The sequence below is a fragment of the Cutibacterium namnetense genome (assembly GCF_001642025.1).
GTDB lineage: Bacteria > Actinomycetota > Actinomycetes > Propionibacteriales > Propionibacteriaceae > Cutibacterium > Cutibacterium namnetense.
In genome coordinates, this window is sequence record NZ_LWHO01000002.1 from 13,239 (window position 1) to 27,947 (window position 14,709).

13 protein-coding genes are annotated in these 14,709 nt (G+C 60.6%); 7 read left to right on the top strand and 6 right to left on the bottom strand.

The window, feature by feature from the left end:
- Positions 1–16 precede the first annotated feature (16 nt).
- The gene (locus A5483_RS02860; protein WP_002549377.1) at positions 17–838 is read right to left on the bottom strand and encodes an isoprenyl transferase; all 822 of its coding nucleotides are present in this window, start codon (positions 836–838) and stop codon (positions 17–19) included.
- A 144-nt stretch (positions 839–982) separates the two neighbouring features.
- Between A5483_RS02860 and trhA the strand changes: the two genes are divergently transcribed.
- From trhA to A5483_RS02875, 3 genes are all read left to right on the top strand, one after another.
- A complete protein-coding gene (gene trhA, locus A5483_RS02865) occupies positions 983–1,654 on the top strand; it encodes a PAQR family membrane homeostasis protein TrhA (protein WP_063810983.1) in 672 nt (223 codons plus the stop codon).
- A gap of 148 nt (positions 1,655–1,802) precedes the next feature.
- Complete coding sequence (locus A5483_RS02870) at positions 1,803–3,152, top strand: PhoH family protein (RefSeq protein ID WP_002549439.1); 1,350 nt, start codon at positions 1,803–1,805, stop codon at positions 3,150–3,152.
- Positions 3,153–3,235: 83 nt separating this feature from the next.
- Positions 3,236–3,751: a DUF4245 domain-containing protein gene (locus tag A5483_RS02875; RefSeq protein WP_063811041.1), complete on the top strand. Its 516-nt coding sequence runs from the start codon at positions 3,236–3,238 to the stop codon at positions 3,749–3,751.
- A gap of 26 nt (positions 3,752–3,777) precedes the next feature.
- Here the strand turns inward: A5483_RS02875 and A5483_RS02880 are convergent, their stop codons facing one another.
- The 4 genes from A5483_RS02880 to A5483_RS12750 form a co-directional block, all read right to left on the bottom strand.
- The gene (locus A5483_RS02880; protein WP_063810984.1) at positions 3,778–4,014 is read right to left on the bottom strand and encodes an exodeoxyribonuclease VII small subunit; all 237 of its coding nucleotides are present in this window, start codon (positions 4,012–4,014) and stop codon (positions 3,778–3,780) included.
- Positions 4,011–5,258 carry an exodeoxyribonuclease VII large subunit gene (xseA, locus tag A5483_RS02885; protein WP_002549395.1) on the bottom strand — a complete coding sequence of 416 codons (1,248 nt, stop codon included), beginning with the start codon at positions 5,256–5,258 and terminating at the stop codon, positions 4,011–4,013. Before xseA ends, A5483_RS02880 begins: the two co-directional genes overlap by 4 nt.
- Before the next feature lie 73 nt (positions 5,259–5,331).
- Entirely contained in the window at positions 5,332–6,690 is a 1,359-nt protein-coding gene (locus tag A5483_RS12745; RefSeq protein ID WP_465249466.1) for an alkaline phosphatase family protein, read from the bottom strand.
- Positions 6,620–8,119: a YncE family protein gene (locus A5483_RS12750; RefSeq protein ID WP_479405400.1), complete on the bottom strand. Its 1,500-nt coding sequence runs from the start codon at positions 8,117–8,119 to the stop codon at positions 6,620–6,622. The genes A5483_RS12745 and A5483_RS12750 overlap by 71 nt, the downstream gene beginning before the upstream one ends.
- 149 nt (positions 8,120–8,268) lie before the next feature.
- Between A5483_RS12750 and A5483_RS02895 the strand changes: the two genes are divergently transcribed.
- Positions 8,269–9,240: a 4-hydroxy-3-methylbut-2-enyl diphosphate reductase gene (locus A5483_RS02895; RefSeq protein WP_002549399.1), complete on the top strand. Its 972-nt coding sequence runs from the start codon at positions 8,269–8,271 to the stop codon at positions 9,238–9,240.
- A gap of 3 nt (positions 9,241–9,243) precedes the next feature.
- Here A5483_RS02895 and A5483_RS02900 read toward each other — a convergent pair whose 3' ends face one another.
- On the bottom strand, positions 9,244–10,464 hold the full coding sequence (locus tag A5483_RS02900) for a DNA recombination protein RmuC (protein WP_002549365.1): 1,221 nt from the start codon (positions 10,462–10,464) through the stop codon (positions 9,244–9,246).
- 78 nt (positions 10,465–10,542) lie between these two features.
- Between A5483_RS02900 and A5483_RS02905 the strand changes: the two genes are divergently transcribed.
- The 3 genes from A5483_RS02905 to A5483_RS02915 all read left to right on the top strand — a co-directional run bounded on the left by A5483_RS02905 (position 10,543) and on the right by A5483_RS02915 (position 14,686).
- Entirely contained in the window at positions 10,543–11,829 is a 1,287-nt protein-coding gene (locus tag A5483_RS02905) for a M18 family aminopeptidase (protein ID WP_063810985.1), read from the top strand.
- 163 nt (positions 11,830–11,992) lie between these two features.
- Positions 11,993–13,084 (top strand): redox-regulated ATPase YchF, encoded by a 1,092-nt coding sequence (gene ychF, locus A5483_RS02910; RefSeq protein WP_002549404.1) that lies wholly within the window; start codon positions 11,993–11,995, stop codon positions 13,082–13,084.
- A gap of 39 nt (positions 13,085–13,123) precedes the next feature.
- Positions 13,124–14,686 carry a DNA methyltransferase gene (locus A5483_RS02915; protein WP_153023070.1) on the top strand — a complete coding sequence of 521 codons (1,563 nt, stop codon included), beginning with the start codon at positions 13,124–13,126 and terminating at the stop codon, positions 14,684–14,686.
- Positions 14,687–14,709: the final 23 nt, after the last annotated feature.

Sequence of the window (14,709 nt, forward strand, 5' to 3'; positions counted from 1 at the left end):
TCGTCGTCACAGCGGGTTAGCGGCCGTAGCGCCGCTCCCGCTGGGTAAAGGAGCGCAGCGCCCGCAGAAAGTCAACCTTGCGAAAGTCAGGCCACAACGCCTCGCAGAAGTAAAACTCTGAGTGGGCGCTTTGCCACATGAGAAATCCGGAAAGGCGCTGCTCTCCTGAGGTGCGGATAATGAGGTCTGGGTCGGGCTGGCCTCGCGTGTACAGGTGATCCTCGATCTGGTCGATTTCTAGGGTTCGGGCCAATTCAGCCAGGCTGGTGCCCTTCTCCGCCTCTTCGGCGAGGAGGGAACGGACAGCGTCGCGCAGTTCATGGCGGCCTCCGTAAGCTACCGCGACGTTGATATGCATGCCGACATGCTCGGCTGAGGTGCGTCCGGCCCGGCACAGCGATTCGGCCATGTCATCGGGAAGAAGATCAAGGTCCCCGACGGCCTGGACGCGCCATCGCGAATTAGCTGCCAACGAGTTAACGAGGGACTCGATGACCTTGAGCAGTGGCCCGAGTTCGCCGGTCTCGGCACGTTGCAGGTTATCGGTCGATAGCACCCACAGGGTGATGATCGGGATGCCGACGGCATCGCACCATGCGCAAAACTCTCTCAGGCGATCTGCCCCCGCTTCGTAGCCAGCTACCAGGGGCTCTCCCGGGGCGTTGAGGCGGGCCCAGCGGCGATTGCCGTCGGCCAGGACTGCGACGTGCTGGGGCAGACGGCTGCGGTCGAGTTGGTCGAGGAGACGAGCCTCGTAGGTGGTGTACAGCAGGCCGGATGGGTGCATGCGGTCGAGGGTCTCACTGACCTTCGACAGACGGTGATCCAGGCTGCTCATGGGTCCAGATTAGTCAGTGCTCGACACAAACGGTCGATAGCCCGGGTCATGAGGTGTGATCGCGGCACGGGCATGGGACACGGTAAGCTGAAAACCCAAACCTACCGAACCGTAGGTTTACGGTAGGTGAAGGGAGGGCGACGCATGACGACCGAGCGCAGCGGCAAGGCCGATAATCGTGGTTCGGTGCTCCCTACACCGCGGCTGCGTGGCTGGGTACATACCGTCATGGCTCCGCTTATCTTGCTCGCCGGTGTTGGCCTCATGATTGCTACGCCGGCCTGGGGAAACCGATTTGCCGTCGGGGTGTGGATGCTCACCGGACTCGAGTTGTTCGGAAACTCGGCGGTTTACCACCGAGTGTCGTGGGGTGCGAAAACCAAGGACGTTTTGCGGCGCATCGATCACGCCAACGTCGCTGTGTTTATTGCCGGGACGTACACCCCGCTGGCTGTCGCTCTGACGGCAGGCGCCTCCCGGATGGCCTTGCTGTCGATTATTTGGATCTGCGCGCTACTCGGGGTCGCGTTCCGATTCGTATGGAACGGAGTGCCCCGATGGGCCTCAACGGTCCTCTACGTCGTCATGGGATGGACGGCGCTGTGGTGGCTCCCCCAGTTCTGGCGCACAGGTGGGCCAGCGGTCGTCACTCTTATTCTCATTGGCGGGGTGTTCTACTCCGTCGGAGCGATCGCCTACGCCCGCCAGAAACCCAATCCGTCACTTACCTGGTTTGGGTTCCACGAGGTTTTCCACAGCTGTACGGCGGTGGCGGCGATGTGTCACGCCGTTGCCATCGGGCTTGCCGTCATCTGACCAGCCGGTGAACTCTGGGCGAATGGGAGAACCACCCGCTTCGGCGTCACCAGACTGGTTCTACATTTGATGTCAGAGGGGCCGCTTTCGACGCCTCGACGACGTTTCCTTCCTCAATGCGACCTCTCTCACGTCACGGGAGGTTTTCGTGTCCGTCCGTCCAGCAGGCTCCGAGCGAGCCCATAGCCCGATCCCGGAAGCACCTGAGGGGAGGCGGACATACGTCATCGACACCTCGGTGCTGCTGTCTGACCCCCATGCTCTGCTTAACTTCGCCGAGCACGAGGTGGTTGTGCCGATCGTCGTCATCACTGAGTTGGAGGGTAAGCGTCATCACCCCGAGCTGGGATATTTTGCTCGCGCAGCGCTGCGTATCCTCGACCGGTTGAGGCTTGACAATGACGGCCTGGTGGGACCAGTGCCGGTCAATGACGAGGGAGGCGTGCTGCTCGTCGAGCTCAATCACTCCGACCCCATGTGTCTACCTGATGGTTTCCGGTTGGGCGACAACGACACTCGTATCTTGGCGGTCGCACAAAACTACCGCCTGGCGGGGCACTCGGTCGTCCTGGTGACGAAGGACTTGCCCCTGCGCGTCAAAGCTTCGGCGATTGGTTTGGAAGCCCAGGAATACCGTCACGAGCTCGTCCCCGACAGCGGCTGGACCGGCATGGTGAACCTCGAGGTACCAGACGAGATCATCTCGACCCTCTATGAGGAGGGGAGCGTCGTCGACTCGATCTTCGACGAGATCCCCGTGCATGCTGGACTGGTGTTGGAAGGGCCGAACGGAACAGCTCTGGCTCGGCGGATGCCGGACGCCTCTGCCCGTCTCGTCCCGAATGATCAGGAAGCTTTCGGGATTCGCGGCCGCTCCGCAGAACAGCGCATAGCACTCGATATGTTGCTTGACCCCCAGGTCGGAATCGTCTCGATGGGAGGGCGGGCCGGAACGGGGAAGTCAGCCCTCGCCCTATGCGCAGGCCTTGAGGCGGTCATGGAACGTCAACTCCACAAGAAGGTCATGGTGTTCCGCCCGCTCTACGCTGTTGGAGGTCAGGATCTGGGCTACCTGCCCGGTGACGAAGGGGAGAAGATGGCCCCGTGGGGACAGGCGGTCCTCGACACCCTCACTAGCGTGACGAATAACTACGTCATCGAAGAAGTGATGTCGCGCGGAATGCTCGAGATTCTGCCGCTGACACATATTCGTGGCCGGTCCTTGCACGACGCCTTCGTTATCGTTGACGAAGCCCAATCTCTGGAGCGCAACGTGCTGTTAACGGTGCTCTCGCGTATTGGTCAGAATTCGCGGGTGGTGCTCACCCACGATGTCGCCCAGCGTGACAATCTCCGCGTCGGTCGTTATGACGGGGTGGCAGCGGTCGTAGAGAGGCTGCGGGGCCACGACCTGTTCGGACATGTCACCTTGACTCGCTCGGAGCGTTCCCCGATTGCCGCTCTGGTGACATCGATGATGGAGGATATGGTCAGCTGAGATGAACTGAAGCGACGGTGCGGGTGGGCGGCATCTGCAACAATCGACGGGTGCCACGCAATCCCAGAGCCGGTGTCAAGGACATGTTTCTGTCCCTGGTGGTCATCCTTGTCCCGGTGATGCTCATCGTGTGGTTCTTCACCAGAACCCCTGAAGAGCCGAATATCCAGCAGGTCGACTGGAAACCCGTGGTGGCGTCGGCCCGGTCCCATGCGGGCTACCCCGTGCTGGCCCCCACGGAGGTTCCAGGGGATTGGCGACCGACCAAGGCTCGGTATGCCAACCGGGGGGATCGCTGGGTAGGCAACACCGTCTCCGCGGGGAACCGGTGGGAGTTGGGATTCCTGACAGGCAAGAACCTCTACCTGGCGGTGAACCAATCCGACGAGCCGGGCAGAGCGTTCGTGACCTCCGTGACGAGGTCTGCCACTGAGGACGGCAAGATCACGATCGGTCGATACACCTGGACGAAGATGGTCAGCCCGGACGATCGCACCCACGCCCTGGTAACGAAAATTGGCTCCGCGACCGCGGTGATCGTCGCGGACGCTGATTATCGGGTTCTCACCGACTTTGCCGGGATGCTGACGACGGCTTGACGTCCCGGCGTGCGGGTCGCTCGGCGTCAGGGCTGCGAGGTCTCGGTATCGGGTCGTACCGTATTGATGCGGGCTCGCGCCCCGTCGAGCCACGACTGACAGATATCGGCTAATTTCTCACCGCGCTCCCACAGAGTCATGGTCTCGGCGAGAGAGATCCCACCGGATTCGAGTCGGTTGACGATTCCGACTAATTCGTCGCGGGCGGCCTCGTAGGTGATTTCTGGCTCCCCAGGAGTGGGGTTCGAGGTGTTGTCGGTCACGAGTCCTCCTGGAACGTGGGACGGTTTGGGGTGCGACGGTCGAGGGAATCGACGGTGACGCCGAGGGTACCGTCAGATAGGTAGACCAGTAGGTTCGCGCGTATGTCGGTGTCATTGACTGAGGTGATGGAACCGCCTTGGGTGTCGGCGAGGATGGCGTAGCCGCGATCCAAGGTGGCCTTGGGCGACATTGCGCGCACGCGCTCAAGCATGTGGTTAACGTCGCGACTCTCGGCATCCAGGGCACGATTCGTAGCAAGACGCAGACGCTTCAGCGTGGCGTCGAGTTTTTCTACCGCGATATCAAGAGTGGTCGCTGGATTGACCATCACCGGGCGGGAGCGGATCTGAGCCAGGTGTGCCATCTCGACGTCGATGAATCGCGTAACAGCCTGGCGAAGTCGGGTTCTGGCTGTCTCGACAGCTTGGGACTGCTCGGCAGCGTCTGGGACGATGAGCTTGCCCGCGTCGGTCGGCGTTGATGCGCGTAGATCGGCGACGAGATCGAGAATTGGATTGTCACGTTCATGACCGATGGCCGAAACGACGGGGGTCCGGGTGGTGTAAACGGCCCGCACTAGCGCTTCGTCACTGAACGGCAGGAGATCCTCCAAGGCACCACCGCCGCGGGCGATGACGATGACATCGACGGTGGGGTCGGCGTCAAGGTCAGCGAGGGCAGCGATGATCTGCTGGGCCGCCATGGGTCCCTGGACCCGGGTATTGCGGACGACGAACCGGGCGGCCGGCCAACGCAGCGTGGCATGACGCTGGACGTCACGCTCAGCGTCGGAGCTAGCCCCTGCGATGAGTCCGATGCCGCGGGGCAGAACGGGAATCGGCTTGTGGAGGGTGGCATCGAAGAGTCCCTCGGCCTCGAGGAGACGTTTGCGTCTCTCTAGTTGGGCGAGGAGCTGGCCCTCGCCGGTGGGGGTGATTTCGGAGATCTCGAAGGAGAGCCTCCCCGTGCGCGACCACACTGTCGGTCGGATGAGGGCGGTGACCGTCATCCCCGACTCGATTGGTCCGGCAGCGTCGAGGACTCGGCGATGACAGGTGGCGCTGGCCGAGATCGCCTCGATGGGGTCGCGCAGGGTGAGGAATTGTGTCGGGCTGGAGCGTCTAGTGACCTCGATGATTTGAGCTTGCACCCAGACGGCCCCGCAGCGCTCCACCCACCCCTTGACGGCGTTGACGACCCATGCCAGGGAGCGCGGGTTGTCGGCGGTATTCGACTCGGCCATGGAGGTCACGCTAGCCGAGAATGGCGACAGGAACTCGGGCCGCCACAGAAAGCGGCTCGAGCCCCTCAAACGATCACACTCCAGTGCGCGGAAGGCCTGGGTGGCCGTGGCGCTCACCACTGTGGGTGCCGTCGCCGGGTGCGCTGGCGGTAGGAACGGTTGGTGTTTCCGTCGGCGTCGGGTTCGGCTTGGCAGCGCAGCGGTCGGCACCTCGCGAAGGATCGAACCGCTTGTCGTCGCCGTCGGGAGCCCACACCGGGAACCCCTTGGCATCCTTGGAGTAGGTGCCTAGCTCATCGACATCTCCAGGCTTGAGCTCGTCGCCGTCGTCGTCATCATCGTCAGAGGCAGGCACCGGGCCAGATTGGATCACCGAGTGCTTCGGTTTGGGCATCGTGGATCGGGCGCCCTTCACAGCCTTCCAAATGGCCTTGTTGAAGACCTGCTCGTCAATGTCGTCCTCCTTCGTGGTGTCCTGCTCGCCGGACTCCTTGGCCATCGGGGCTTTGGGGGTGTTGAGCTTCTTCATGTCATAGGACGGGCTGACTGCCTGGTAGGGGGTCAGGTTGGGCTTATCGGTGAAGGCCGCGGACATTGGGGTAGAGAAGGCGTCGAACTGGGTCAGCGGTCCAATACCTAGGATGCCCTCCATAGTGTGCAGCATCGATACTGTCGAGTAGAAGGTGGAATCGACCCCACCAGTGCGGGTGTATGGACTGATGATCTCGCCAATGGTGCGGTGCGCGTCGACGTGATCGGGGCCGTTTTGGGCATCGTCTTCGGTGAGGAAGATCGCGGTGTCTTTCCAGATTGGGGAATGCGAGACAGTTTCGACGAGCTGGCCTATGGCTTGGTCATTGTCTGCGACGTAGGCCTGAGGGGTCGGGGCCCCCACCTTGGTCGCCTGGGTGTGGTCGTTGCCGAGACGAACGAACTGGACCGTCGGTACGCTGCCCTTAGCTACCAGTTCATTGAAGTCGGACTTCCACTCGTCAACGCGGGATTTCAGCCCGCAATTTAGAGCCCTCGGTATGAAGGACCTGGCTGAATCCGGGCAGTTCAAGGTCCAGCTGATGAAGTCGTGATCGGTGTTCGGATCGAGGACCTTCTTGTCGACTCCGTGAGCCTTGCCCTTCTTGTCGAGGGTGGTATAGAAACCGTAATTGCGGAAGCTGATATTGTTTTTCGATAAGTGCTCCCAGAAGTATGAGTCGTGTTTCTTCGCCCGGGACTCCGGATCATTGTTCTCGGCTGGGTATGGTGCGCCACGACCGGAGTAGTTTGGTGGCCACATTTCCTCCGACCATGGGTTTGAGTTTGCCTGGGAGACCCAGTTCCAGCCATTGGCCGAGACCTCGGCATCAGCGTAGAAGTTGTCGAAGGTCGTGAATTGACGAGCTAAAGCACGGGTGTTGGGGGGCCGACTCGTCACCGAAAAGGTTGAGGGACGGATCGGCATTACCGCGACCGTTGGAGCCTAGTTCCTGATCGAAGGTGCGGTTTTCGCGCACGATATAGATGACATGCTTGATCTTGCTCGACTTGGTGCCAATTTGGTTGGGAACCGCGCTACTGTGGGCAGGATTCTTTGCGGTGTTGTTCTTCTCGACGGTGGCCGTCTGCTTGGCCAGGGTAGTTGCGTCAGGCTCATTGACGGTGGAGAGCAGGCCCTTGATCATGGAACCGGAGTACTGGTTTTCGGCGGTGTCGTGCGGGTCAGTTGGATTGGGGTGGCCCGGACCGCTGTTGGGTCCGGCCCCCAACCCCTTGGCCGAGATAATGCGCAGCTTGCCGTCGTGGGTGAGGACCTGGGTGGGGTACCAGCCAGTGGGAATGTCCCCGGTCACCTTGCCAGTTGCGGCGTTGATGACGGCAACCTCATTGTGTCCCGAGTTGGTGACGTAGAGACGCTTGCCGTCTCGGGAGAGGGCTAGGCCGGTCGGATTGGCGCCCACCAGTTTGGAACCGTTGCGGTTGACCGGGATGGTGGCGGTCTGGCGATGAGACGCGACATTGACGACCGAGATGGTGTCGGCGTCACCATTGGCGACGTAAAGGGTCTTGCCATCGGGAGTGAGCACGGATTTGTTGGGGTGGAAGCCCACATTGATTTTGTGGGTTGCCAGTGGCTGGGATTTGGTGATGTCGACCTCGGCGACGTCGGCCCCGCCCTGGGAGGAGACGAACGCCTTTGTGGAATCCTTGGAGAGGGTCACCCAAACCGGGCGGTGTCCGATGTGGGTCGTCTGAACCTTGTTGGTGGCGAGGTCGATGACGGAGACGGCGTCAGCGAGTTGGTCTGCCACGACGAGGCGTTTACTGTCTTTGGTGACAGCAAGGCCCGCTGGATAAAGGTTGATCTTCTTGTGTTTCGGGCTGACGATTGGCAGCTGAAGAGCAGTGGTTTCCACGAGCTTGCCGCAGTCGAAGTGGTACGTGCGGATCTTGTGGTTGCCGGCAGCGCTGGCAAATAGGTGCTTGCCGTCAGGGCTGAAGGCCAACCCCATGTACAGGCTTTCGGGAGATTTGTAGGGGATGGTCTGGACGACCTTGCCGGTGGCAGTTTCGATGACTTGGAGCGACTGGGTTCCTTGGCCGTTATTGCTGACAACGAGGTACTTGCCATCGGGGGATAAGGCCTCATTGAGCGGAAGGTCACCAAGGGTGGTGAGCTGGCCGGCTGGGGTCAGCAGCTGGCCGACGGTAGTGCGACCGGTAGAACCCGAAAGTGGTCCGGCCTTGTCGCGGGACGGAGCTGCATGAGCCGGGGAGAAGGTCGCGATTGCGGTAACAACGGCACACGCCGAGGCGAGGCCTCGACGCAGTCGTCTGGATACGTGTGTGTCATGAGGTGCACTCATAATCCAGAACTTAGGAAGTAGAAGTGGCACCTCAGGGACGCGATGGATGCACCTTCGGGGAACTTTGGGTAAACGGATCTTCTGCGCGTCCTCAGCAGGCGAACTTGAGCGGATTCGTCAGATGCCGGCGCACCCGTAGACTCTGGACCATGGCTGTTTCGGGGGCGAGCACGAGCAAGAAGCTGTATTTAGCTGCACCGCGTGGATACTGTGCCGGCGTTGATCGTGCGGTGGTGACCGTCGAGAAGGCGCTAGAGGCGTATGGCGCGCCGGTGTACGTGCGCAAACAGATAGTCCACAACCGCCACGTTGTGGAGACCCTGGAGGAGCGCGGAGCGATCTTCGTTGATGAGCTCGATGAAGTGCCTGACGACGCCCTCGTCGTGTTCTCGGCCCACGGTGTGTCCCCCCAAGTTAAGAAGGAGGCTGCCGATCGTGGTCTTCGCACCATTGACGCAACCTGCCCGCTGGTGACGAAGGTGCACCACGAGGCCAAGAGGTTCGCTAGCCAAGACACCCAGATTCTCCTTATCGGCCATGCCGGTCACGAGGAGGTTGAGGGGACGACTGGCGAGGCTCCCGAGAACATCACCCTGGTGCAGACCCCCGAAGATGTTGATGAGCTGAAATTGGACCGCGACCGTCCTGTGGCGTGGCTGTCCCAGACGACACTGAGTGTCGACGAGACGGTAGAGACGGTCGATCGGATCCGCGAGCTACATCCTCAGCTCATCAATCCGCCTTCCGACGACATCTGCTACGCCACTCAGAATCGGCAACACGCCGTCAAACAGATGGCCCCCAAATGTGATCTCGTCATCGTGGTGGGATCGAAGAACTCGTCCAACACGGGCCGTTTGGTGGAGGTCGCCCTCGAGTCGGGAGCCAATGCCTCTTATCGGGTGGATAACGCGGGGGAGATCGAGCAGACCTGGCTCGACGGTGTGTCCACCATCGGTGTGACCTCGGGGGCATCAGTGCCGGAAGCCCTCGTTCAGGGCGTGCTCGACCTACTCACCTCGAAGGGTTGGCCACAGGCTGAGGAAGAGACCCTCATCGAGGAGTCATTGTCCTTCGCCCTGCCTCCCCAATTGCGGAAGCGCCGCACGACGGCGAGTTGAGGATCATCGCGCAGAGTCCTCCTCATTCTGGTTCTCGGTCAGTTCCGGCGAGGTGAGGGGTCGTACTGCCTCTTCTATGGGGGCCGGGGACTCGATGCCGTCGGCGGTTACCCCGAGATGTTCGAAACGTCTGGCTTGGACGAGGACTCTTGTCTCCAGGCTGCCTAGGGCCGAATTGTAGGCTCGCACCGTCGAGGTTAGGGATCGCCCCATCTTGTCGAGGTTGCCGGCGAGGGTCCCTAGGCGTTTGTGAAGGTCACGTCCCAGTGCTGCGACTTCCGCCGCAGATCTCGCGACAGATTCCTGTCGCCATGCGAGGGCGACGGTGCGTAGCATCGGAATGAGTACTGACGGGCTGGCAAGCACGATCCCACGTCGGTTGGCGTACTCGTGGAGATCGGGCATCTCCTGTAGGGCAGCCTGGAGCAAGGCATCGGAGGGCAGGAAACACACGACGAACTCGGGGGAATCGAGGTCGGTGCGCCAATAGCCCTTGGCCGACAGCTGGTCGATGTGGGTGCGAACATGACGGGCAAAACGGGCCATCTGCGCGTCATACTCTTCGGCATCGTCACACTGCGCGGCTTCGAGGAATGCGACCAGCGGGGTCTTGGCGTCGACATGGATGCACCGTTCACCTGAGAGCTTCACCGTCATATCGGGGCGTTGCGGGGTTCCCTGGGCTGTGGTCGTCTGCTGAGTCTGGAAGTCACAGTGCTCGACCATCCCGGCGACCTCTGCGGTGCGCTGTAGTTGCATCTCACCCCACGCTCCCCGGATTTGAGGTTTGCGCAGTGCGGCGACGAGGCTGGCGGTCTCTTTGCGCAGGCTTTCCCCAGCAGTGCTCACCCCGGCGACCTGTTCGCGTAGGCTTGCCGTCATCTCGGTACGTTCCCGCTCGACCTCAGCCAGACGCCGGTCAAGTCGTTCGAGGGCGAGGGACACGGGTGCTAACAGGCGCTGGGCATCGTTCATTGTTCGCTGTACCGACCTGGTAGCGCGTTCGTCCTGATCAGCCATGGTTTGGGCGGATAAAGCCTTGAACTGGGTAGCCAGAGCGTCGCGATCGGTGGCGATCTTCTCTGCCGCCTCCAGCCGTTCGGTCGCCACACGCGCTGTTGAGGTGGCTTCAGCGACGCGCTGGGACGCGCGCAATTGCGCGATGAGCCACCCCAAGGCCACACCGATGACTAGCCCGATAAACCCGACCGCGATGTTCGTCATGCCACGAGGGTTCCAGTAGGGTCCGACACATTTAGCGCGCGTTGTGTTCCGTCGTGGAGAACAGCGGGTAATGGTTGAATAGTCGCCATGGCTGACAAGAGCGTCCCAAGTTCGGATCACATCCGCGACGTCGTCTCCTTCGTGGAGGCGTCTCCCACCTCATATCACGCTGTGGCGGAGTTGGCGCGGCGGCTGGAGCAGGCTGGATTCCAGCTTCTGGAGGAGACCGAGGCATGGTCATCCGTCGAAGGACGTCGGTACGTGGTGCGGGACGGAGCTGTCATCGCCTGGATCACGCCAGAGAAAGTGACTTCGCAACTGGGGGCGAGGATCGTCGGTTCCCATACCGACTCTCCGTCCTTCAAGCTCAAGCCGAACGCCACCGTCACCAATCAGGGCTGGCAGCAGGTCGGTATGGAGGTCTACGGCGGTGGCCTACTTAACTCCTGGCTCGACCGTGATCTTGGTCTGTCCGGGCGCCTCGTCACTCGTGATGGCCAGGCTCACTTAGTGCGAACCGGGCCGATTCTGCGCATCAGTCAACTTGCGCCGCATCTGGATCGCACCGTGAACGACGATCTCAAGTTGGACCGTCAGCGTCACCTTATGCCGATTCTCTCGGTCGGGAAGCCCGATCTTGACGTTGAGAACCTGCTGTGTGAGGTGGCTGGGATCAAGCGCGAGAACCTAGCCTTCCATGACATTTTCGCTTATCTGACCCAGTCCCCGGCTGTCATCGGACCGTACGGGGAATTTCTAGCTAGCCAGCGTATGGACAATCTGTCTTCGGTTCACTCCTCGATTGCGGCATTCGTTGACGTCAAGCCGACCAACGACGTGGCGGTGATGGCCTGTTTCGATCATGAGGAGGTCGGCTCGGCGACAAGGTCGGGTGCCTGCGGGCCGTTCCTCGAAGACGTCCTGGTACGCATCGCTGAGGGACTCGGAATGACGGATGCTGCCTACCGGGCCATGATCGCCAGGTCCTCATGCGTGTCTTCAGATGCCGGGCACGGCGTGCATCCCAACTATGCTGAGAAGTTCGATCCGGCGAATCACCCACTGCTCAATGAAGGTCCGCTACTCAAGATTAACGCTAATCAGCGTTATGCCACTGATGGCGTGGGAGGGGCCCTGTGGCAGCGGGCGTGTGCCGCTGCTGGAGTGCCTACCCAGGACTTCGTGTCGAATAACTCGGTCCCGTGTGGCTCGACGATCGGGCCACTGACCGCAACGAGGCTCGGCATGCTCACAGTTGACGTTGGTGTGCCGCTGATGTCCATGCACTCCACCCGTGAACTAGCTGGCACTGCCGACCTTACGTACCTGTCCAAGGCGCTGGGAGCGTACTGGGCTGGAGCCTGAGACAATTGGTTCCAAGTCCAGTCGATTTGGCCGGGTACTCTCGGTCAAATCGACTGGACCTGAGAACATGTAGCGGGATCAACTGCCCCAACGTTTCTGTGTAGAGCGTTGATGGGAGGTGGCCAGTGGGTTGGGCGCGGACAGAACGGTAGAGTGGCCGAACGTGGCACTTACGATTGGAATCGTCGGTCTTCCCAACGCCGGCAAGTCGACTCTGTTCAATGCGCTGACCAAGAACGACGTCTTGGCAGCGAACTATCCCTTCGCGACTATTGAGCCGAATGTCGGCGTGGTTGGGGTGCCGGACAAGCGCCTTGATGTGCTGACAGAGATGTTCCATTCCGCCAAGACCATTCCAGCAACGGTGTCCTTCGTCGACATCGCTGGCATTGTCAAGGGCGCCAGCAAGGGCGAGGGGATGGGTAACGAGTTCCTCTCTAACATTCGTGAAGCCGACGCCATCTGCCAGGTGACAAGGTGTTTCGCAGACGATGATGTCACCCACGTCAACGGTCACGTCGATCCGTCCGACGACATCGAGACCATTACTACAGAGCTCGTGCTCGCTGATCTGCAGACGATGGAGAAGCAGCTGCCCAAGCTGCAAAAAGAAGCCGCGATCAAGAAGGAGTCTCGTCCCAAAGCCGAGGCGTGGGAGCAGGCTAAGGCGGTGCTCGAAGAAGGCAAGACGATTTTCTCAGCGGGGCTCGATCCCGAGCCGTTGCATGACCTATTTCTGCTGACGACAAAGCCCTTCATCTACGTCTTCAACTGTGACGAGGATCAGCTCGCTGACTCCGATTTCCAAGCCAAGATGGAGGAGTTGGTGGCTCCTGCCGAAGCGATCTTTTTGGATGCTGAGTTTGAGGCTGAGCTAGCCGAGATGGAGCCCGCGGACGCTGCCGAGTTCCTCACCGATGCGGGTATCGAGGAACCCGGTCTAGACAAGCTTGCGCGGGTGGGCTTCGACACACTTGGCCTCCAGACCTTCCTGACCGCGGGAGAGAAGGAGTCCCGCGCATGGACTATTCACAAAGGCGACACCGCTCCTGAGGCTGCTGGCGTCATTCATACCGACTTCCAGAAGGGGTTCATCAAGGCCCAGGTGGTGTCCTTCGACGACCTGGTTGAATTTGGTGGTGAGAAGGAGGCCCAGGCTGCTGGGAAACTGCGGCTGGAGGGCAAGGAATACGTCATGCAGGACGGTGACGTAGTCGAGTTCCGTACAGGAATTCCGTCTGGGAGCAAGAAGTAAGCGCTAGTTCGCATCGGTGCGGACGAGGAGGGCACACCATTGTCGAGACTGACGGAGCTGCTGCGGCAGGCGCACAAGGCCGATCCGCAACTTGGTGCTGATCTGGAAGCAGAGATCGCCGCGCTCACTAAGCGTCGCACCTTCGGGCTCGTCTTCGAGCAGCATCAGCCTGAGGCCGTCGAGCTGCCCGGTAGAGCTGTACGTCGCGGCGACAAGGTGCGTGTGCTGCCTTCCCGGGGGGAGACAAAGGCCGGAGACCAGCGGCTGTGGCGCGTCAGGCGGATCGCGCGTGTCGATGGGCAGCGGGTGGCGCACTTGGCGGAGTTGAACGCTGAGGAGCCCGAGATGCAGGTTGTGCTCGCTGACGACGTGGTGGTTGTCGCAGAGTTCCGGGATCGCATCTACCCGGGCCTGGTGGAGACAGGCAGGGTTGAGCGGGGTGGCGACAAGCCCTTCCACACGGTAATCAACGCTGAGAACTACCACGAGCTGGAGATGCTGACCTACACGCACCGGCATTCCATCGACGCCATCTACATCGATCCGCCGTACAACACTGGGGCGAGGGACTGGAAGTACGACAACGATTACGTCGCCAGTGATGACGACTACCGGCACTCGAAATGGCTGGCGTTCATGGAGCGTCGGTTGAAGATCTGTCGGGAGCTCATGCGTAGCGATGCTACTCTTGTGGTAACTATCGATGAGCATGAAGTGAACCGTCTGGGCGTGTTGCTAGATCAGCTCTTCCCGGAATCTACGCGGCAACTCGTCACAATTGTCAACAACCCTAAAGGCGTCACTCAGGGATATCTTTCGAGGGTTGAAGAGTACGCGTTCTTTGTTTTTGGTCCTGACGCGCGAATCGGTTCGGTCGATGACGACCTTCTGACGCATCGAGACATGGCAGATGGTGAAGGGGAACTGCAGAGGCCTCGATGGAAGGGGCTCTTGCGGTCAGGCGACGACTCACTTCGAGCTGACCGCAAAGATATGTTCTATCCGGTGTGGTTCGACGAGTCGACTGGTCGACTCAGCCACGCGGGCGAAGCATTGCCGCTTAACGAAGCTCCTGACTTCAGCCCGCAGGATGGCCTGACGCCGATCTGGCCTATTAGGCGGGACATGAAGGAGGGTCGTTGGGGGGTTGGGCGGTCGACCCTAAATTCGTTGATACAGCAAGGGTTTGCTTCATTGGGGCGTTTTGATAAGAAGCGCGGAACCTGGGCTGTCTCGTACCTATCGCGACAAGTACGGGATGATCTGAGCGTCGGACTCTTAGAAGTCCGAAACTATGATGAAGTGACCGGTGTTGCTGACGTTGTCTACGTAGACACTGCGGCGCGTCGTATACGCACTGTCTGGCATCGATCGAGCCATGATGCTGGCGCACATGGGACTGACCTAGTGGGGTCTCTCCTTGGAGCAGGACGTACATTCCCGTTCCCAAAATCGCTGTACGCAGTTGAGGACACTTTGCGTCCATTAGTTACTGGGAAGCCCGATGCGGTCGTACTTGACTTCTTCTCCGGATCTGGTACCACAGCTCATGCTGTGATGCGGTTGAACCGGCAGGACGGCGGTCGTCGTCAATGCATTTGAGTTACGAACAACGAGGTCTCTGC

Excerpts from the sequence above, each read along its gene's own strand:
- A5483_RS12750 (WP_479405400.1), bottom strand. The coding sequence starts at position 8,119 with ATGAGTGCACCTCATGACACACACGTATCCAGACGACTGCGTCGAGGC.
- trhA (WP_063810983.1), top strand. The coding sequence starts at position 983 with ATGACGACCGAGCGCAGCGGCAAGGCCGATAATCGTGGTTCGGTGCTC.
- xseA (WP_002549395.1), bottom strand. The coding sequence starts at position 5,258 with ATGGCCGAGTCGAATACCGCCGACAACCCGCGCTCCCTGGCATGGGTC.
- A5483_RS02875 (WP_063811041.1), top strand. The coding sequence starts at position 3,236 with ATGTTTCTGTCCCTGGTGGTCATCCTTGTCCCGGTGATGCTCATCGTG.
- A5483_RS02860 (WP_002549377.1), bottom strand. The coding sequence starts at position 838 with ATGAGCAGCCTGGATCACCGTCTGTCGAAGGTCAGTGAGACCCTCGAC.
- A5483_RS02895 (WP_002549399.1), top strand. The coding sequence starts at position 8,269 with ATGGCTGTTTCGGGGGCGAGCACGAGCAAGAAGCTGTATTTAGCTGCA.
- A5483_RS02900 (WP_002549365.1), bottom strand. The coding sequence starts at position 10,464 with ATGACGAACATCGCGGTCGGGTTTATCGGGCTAGTCATCGGTGTGGCC.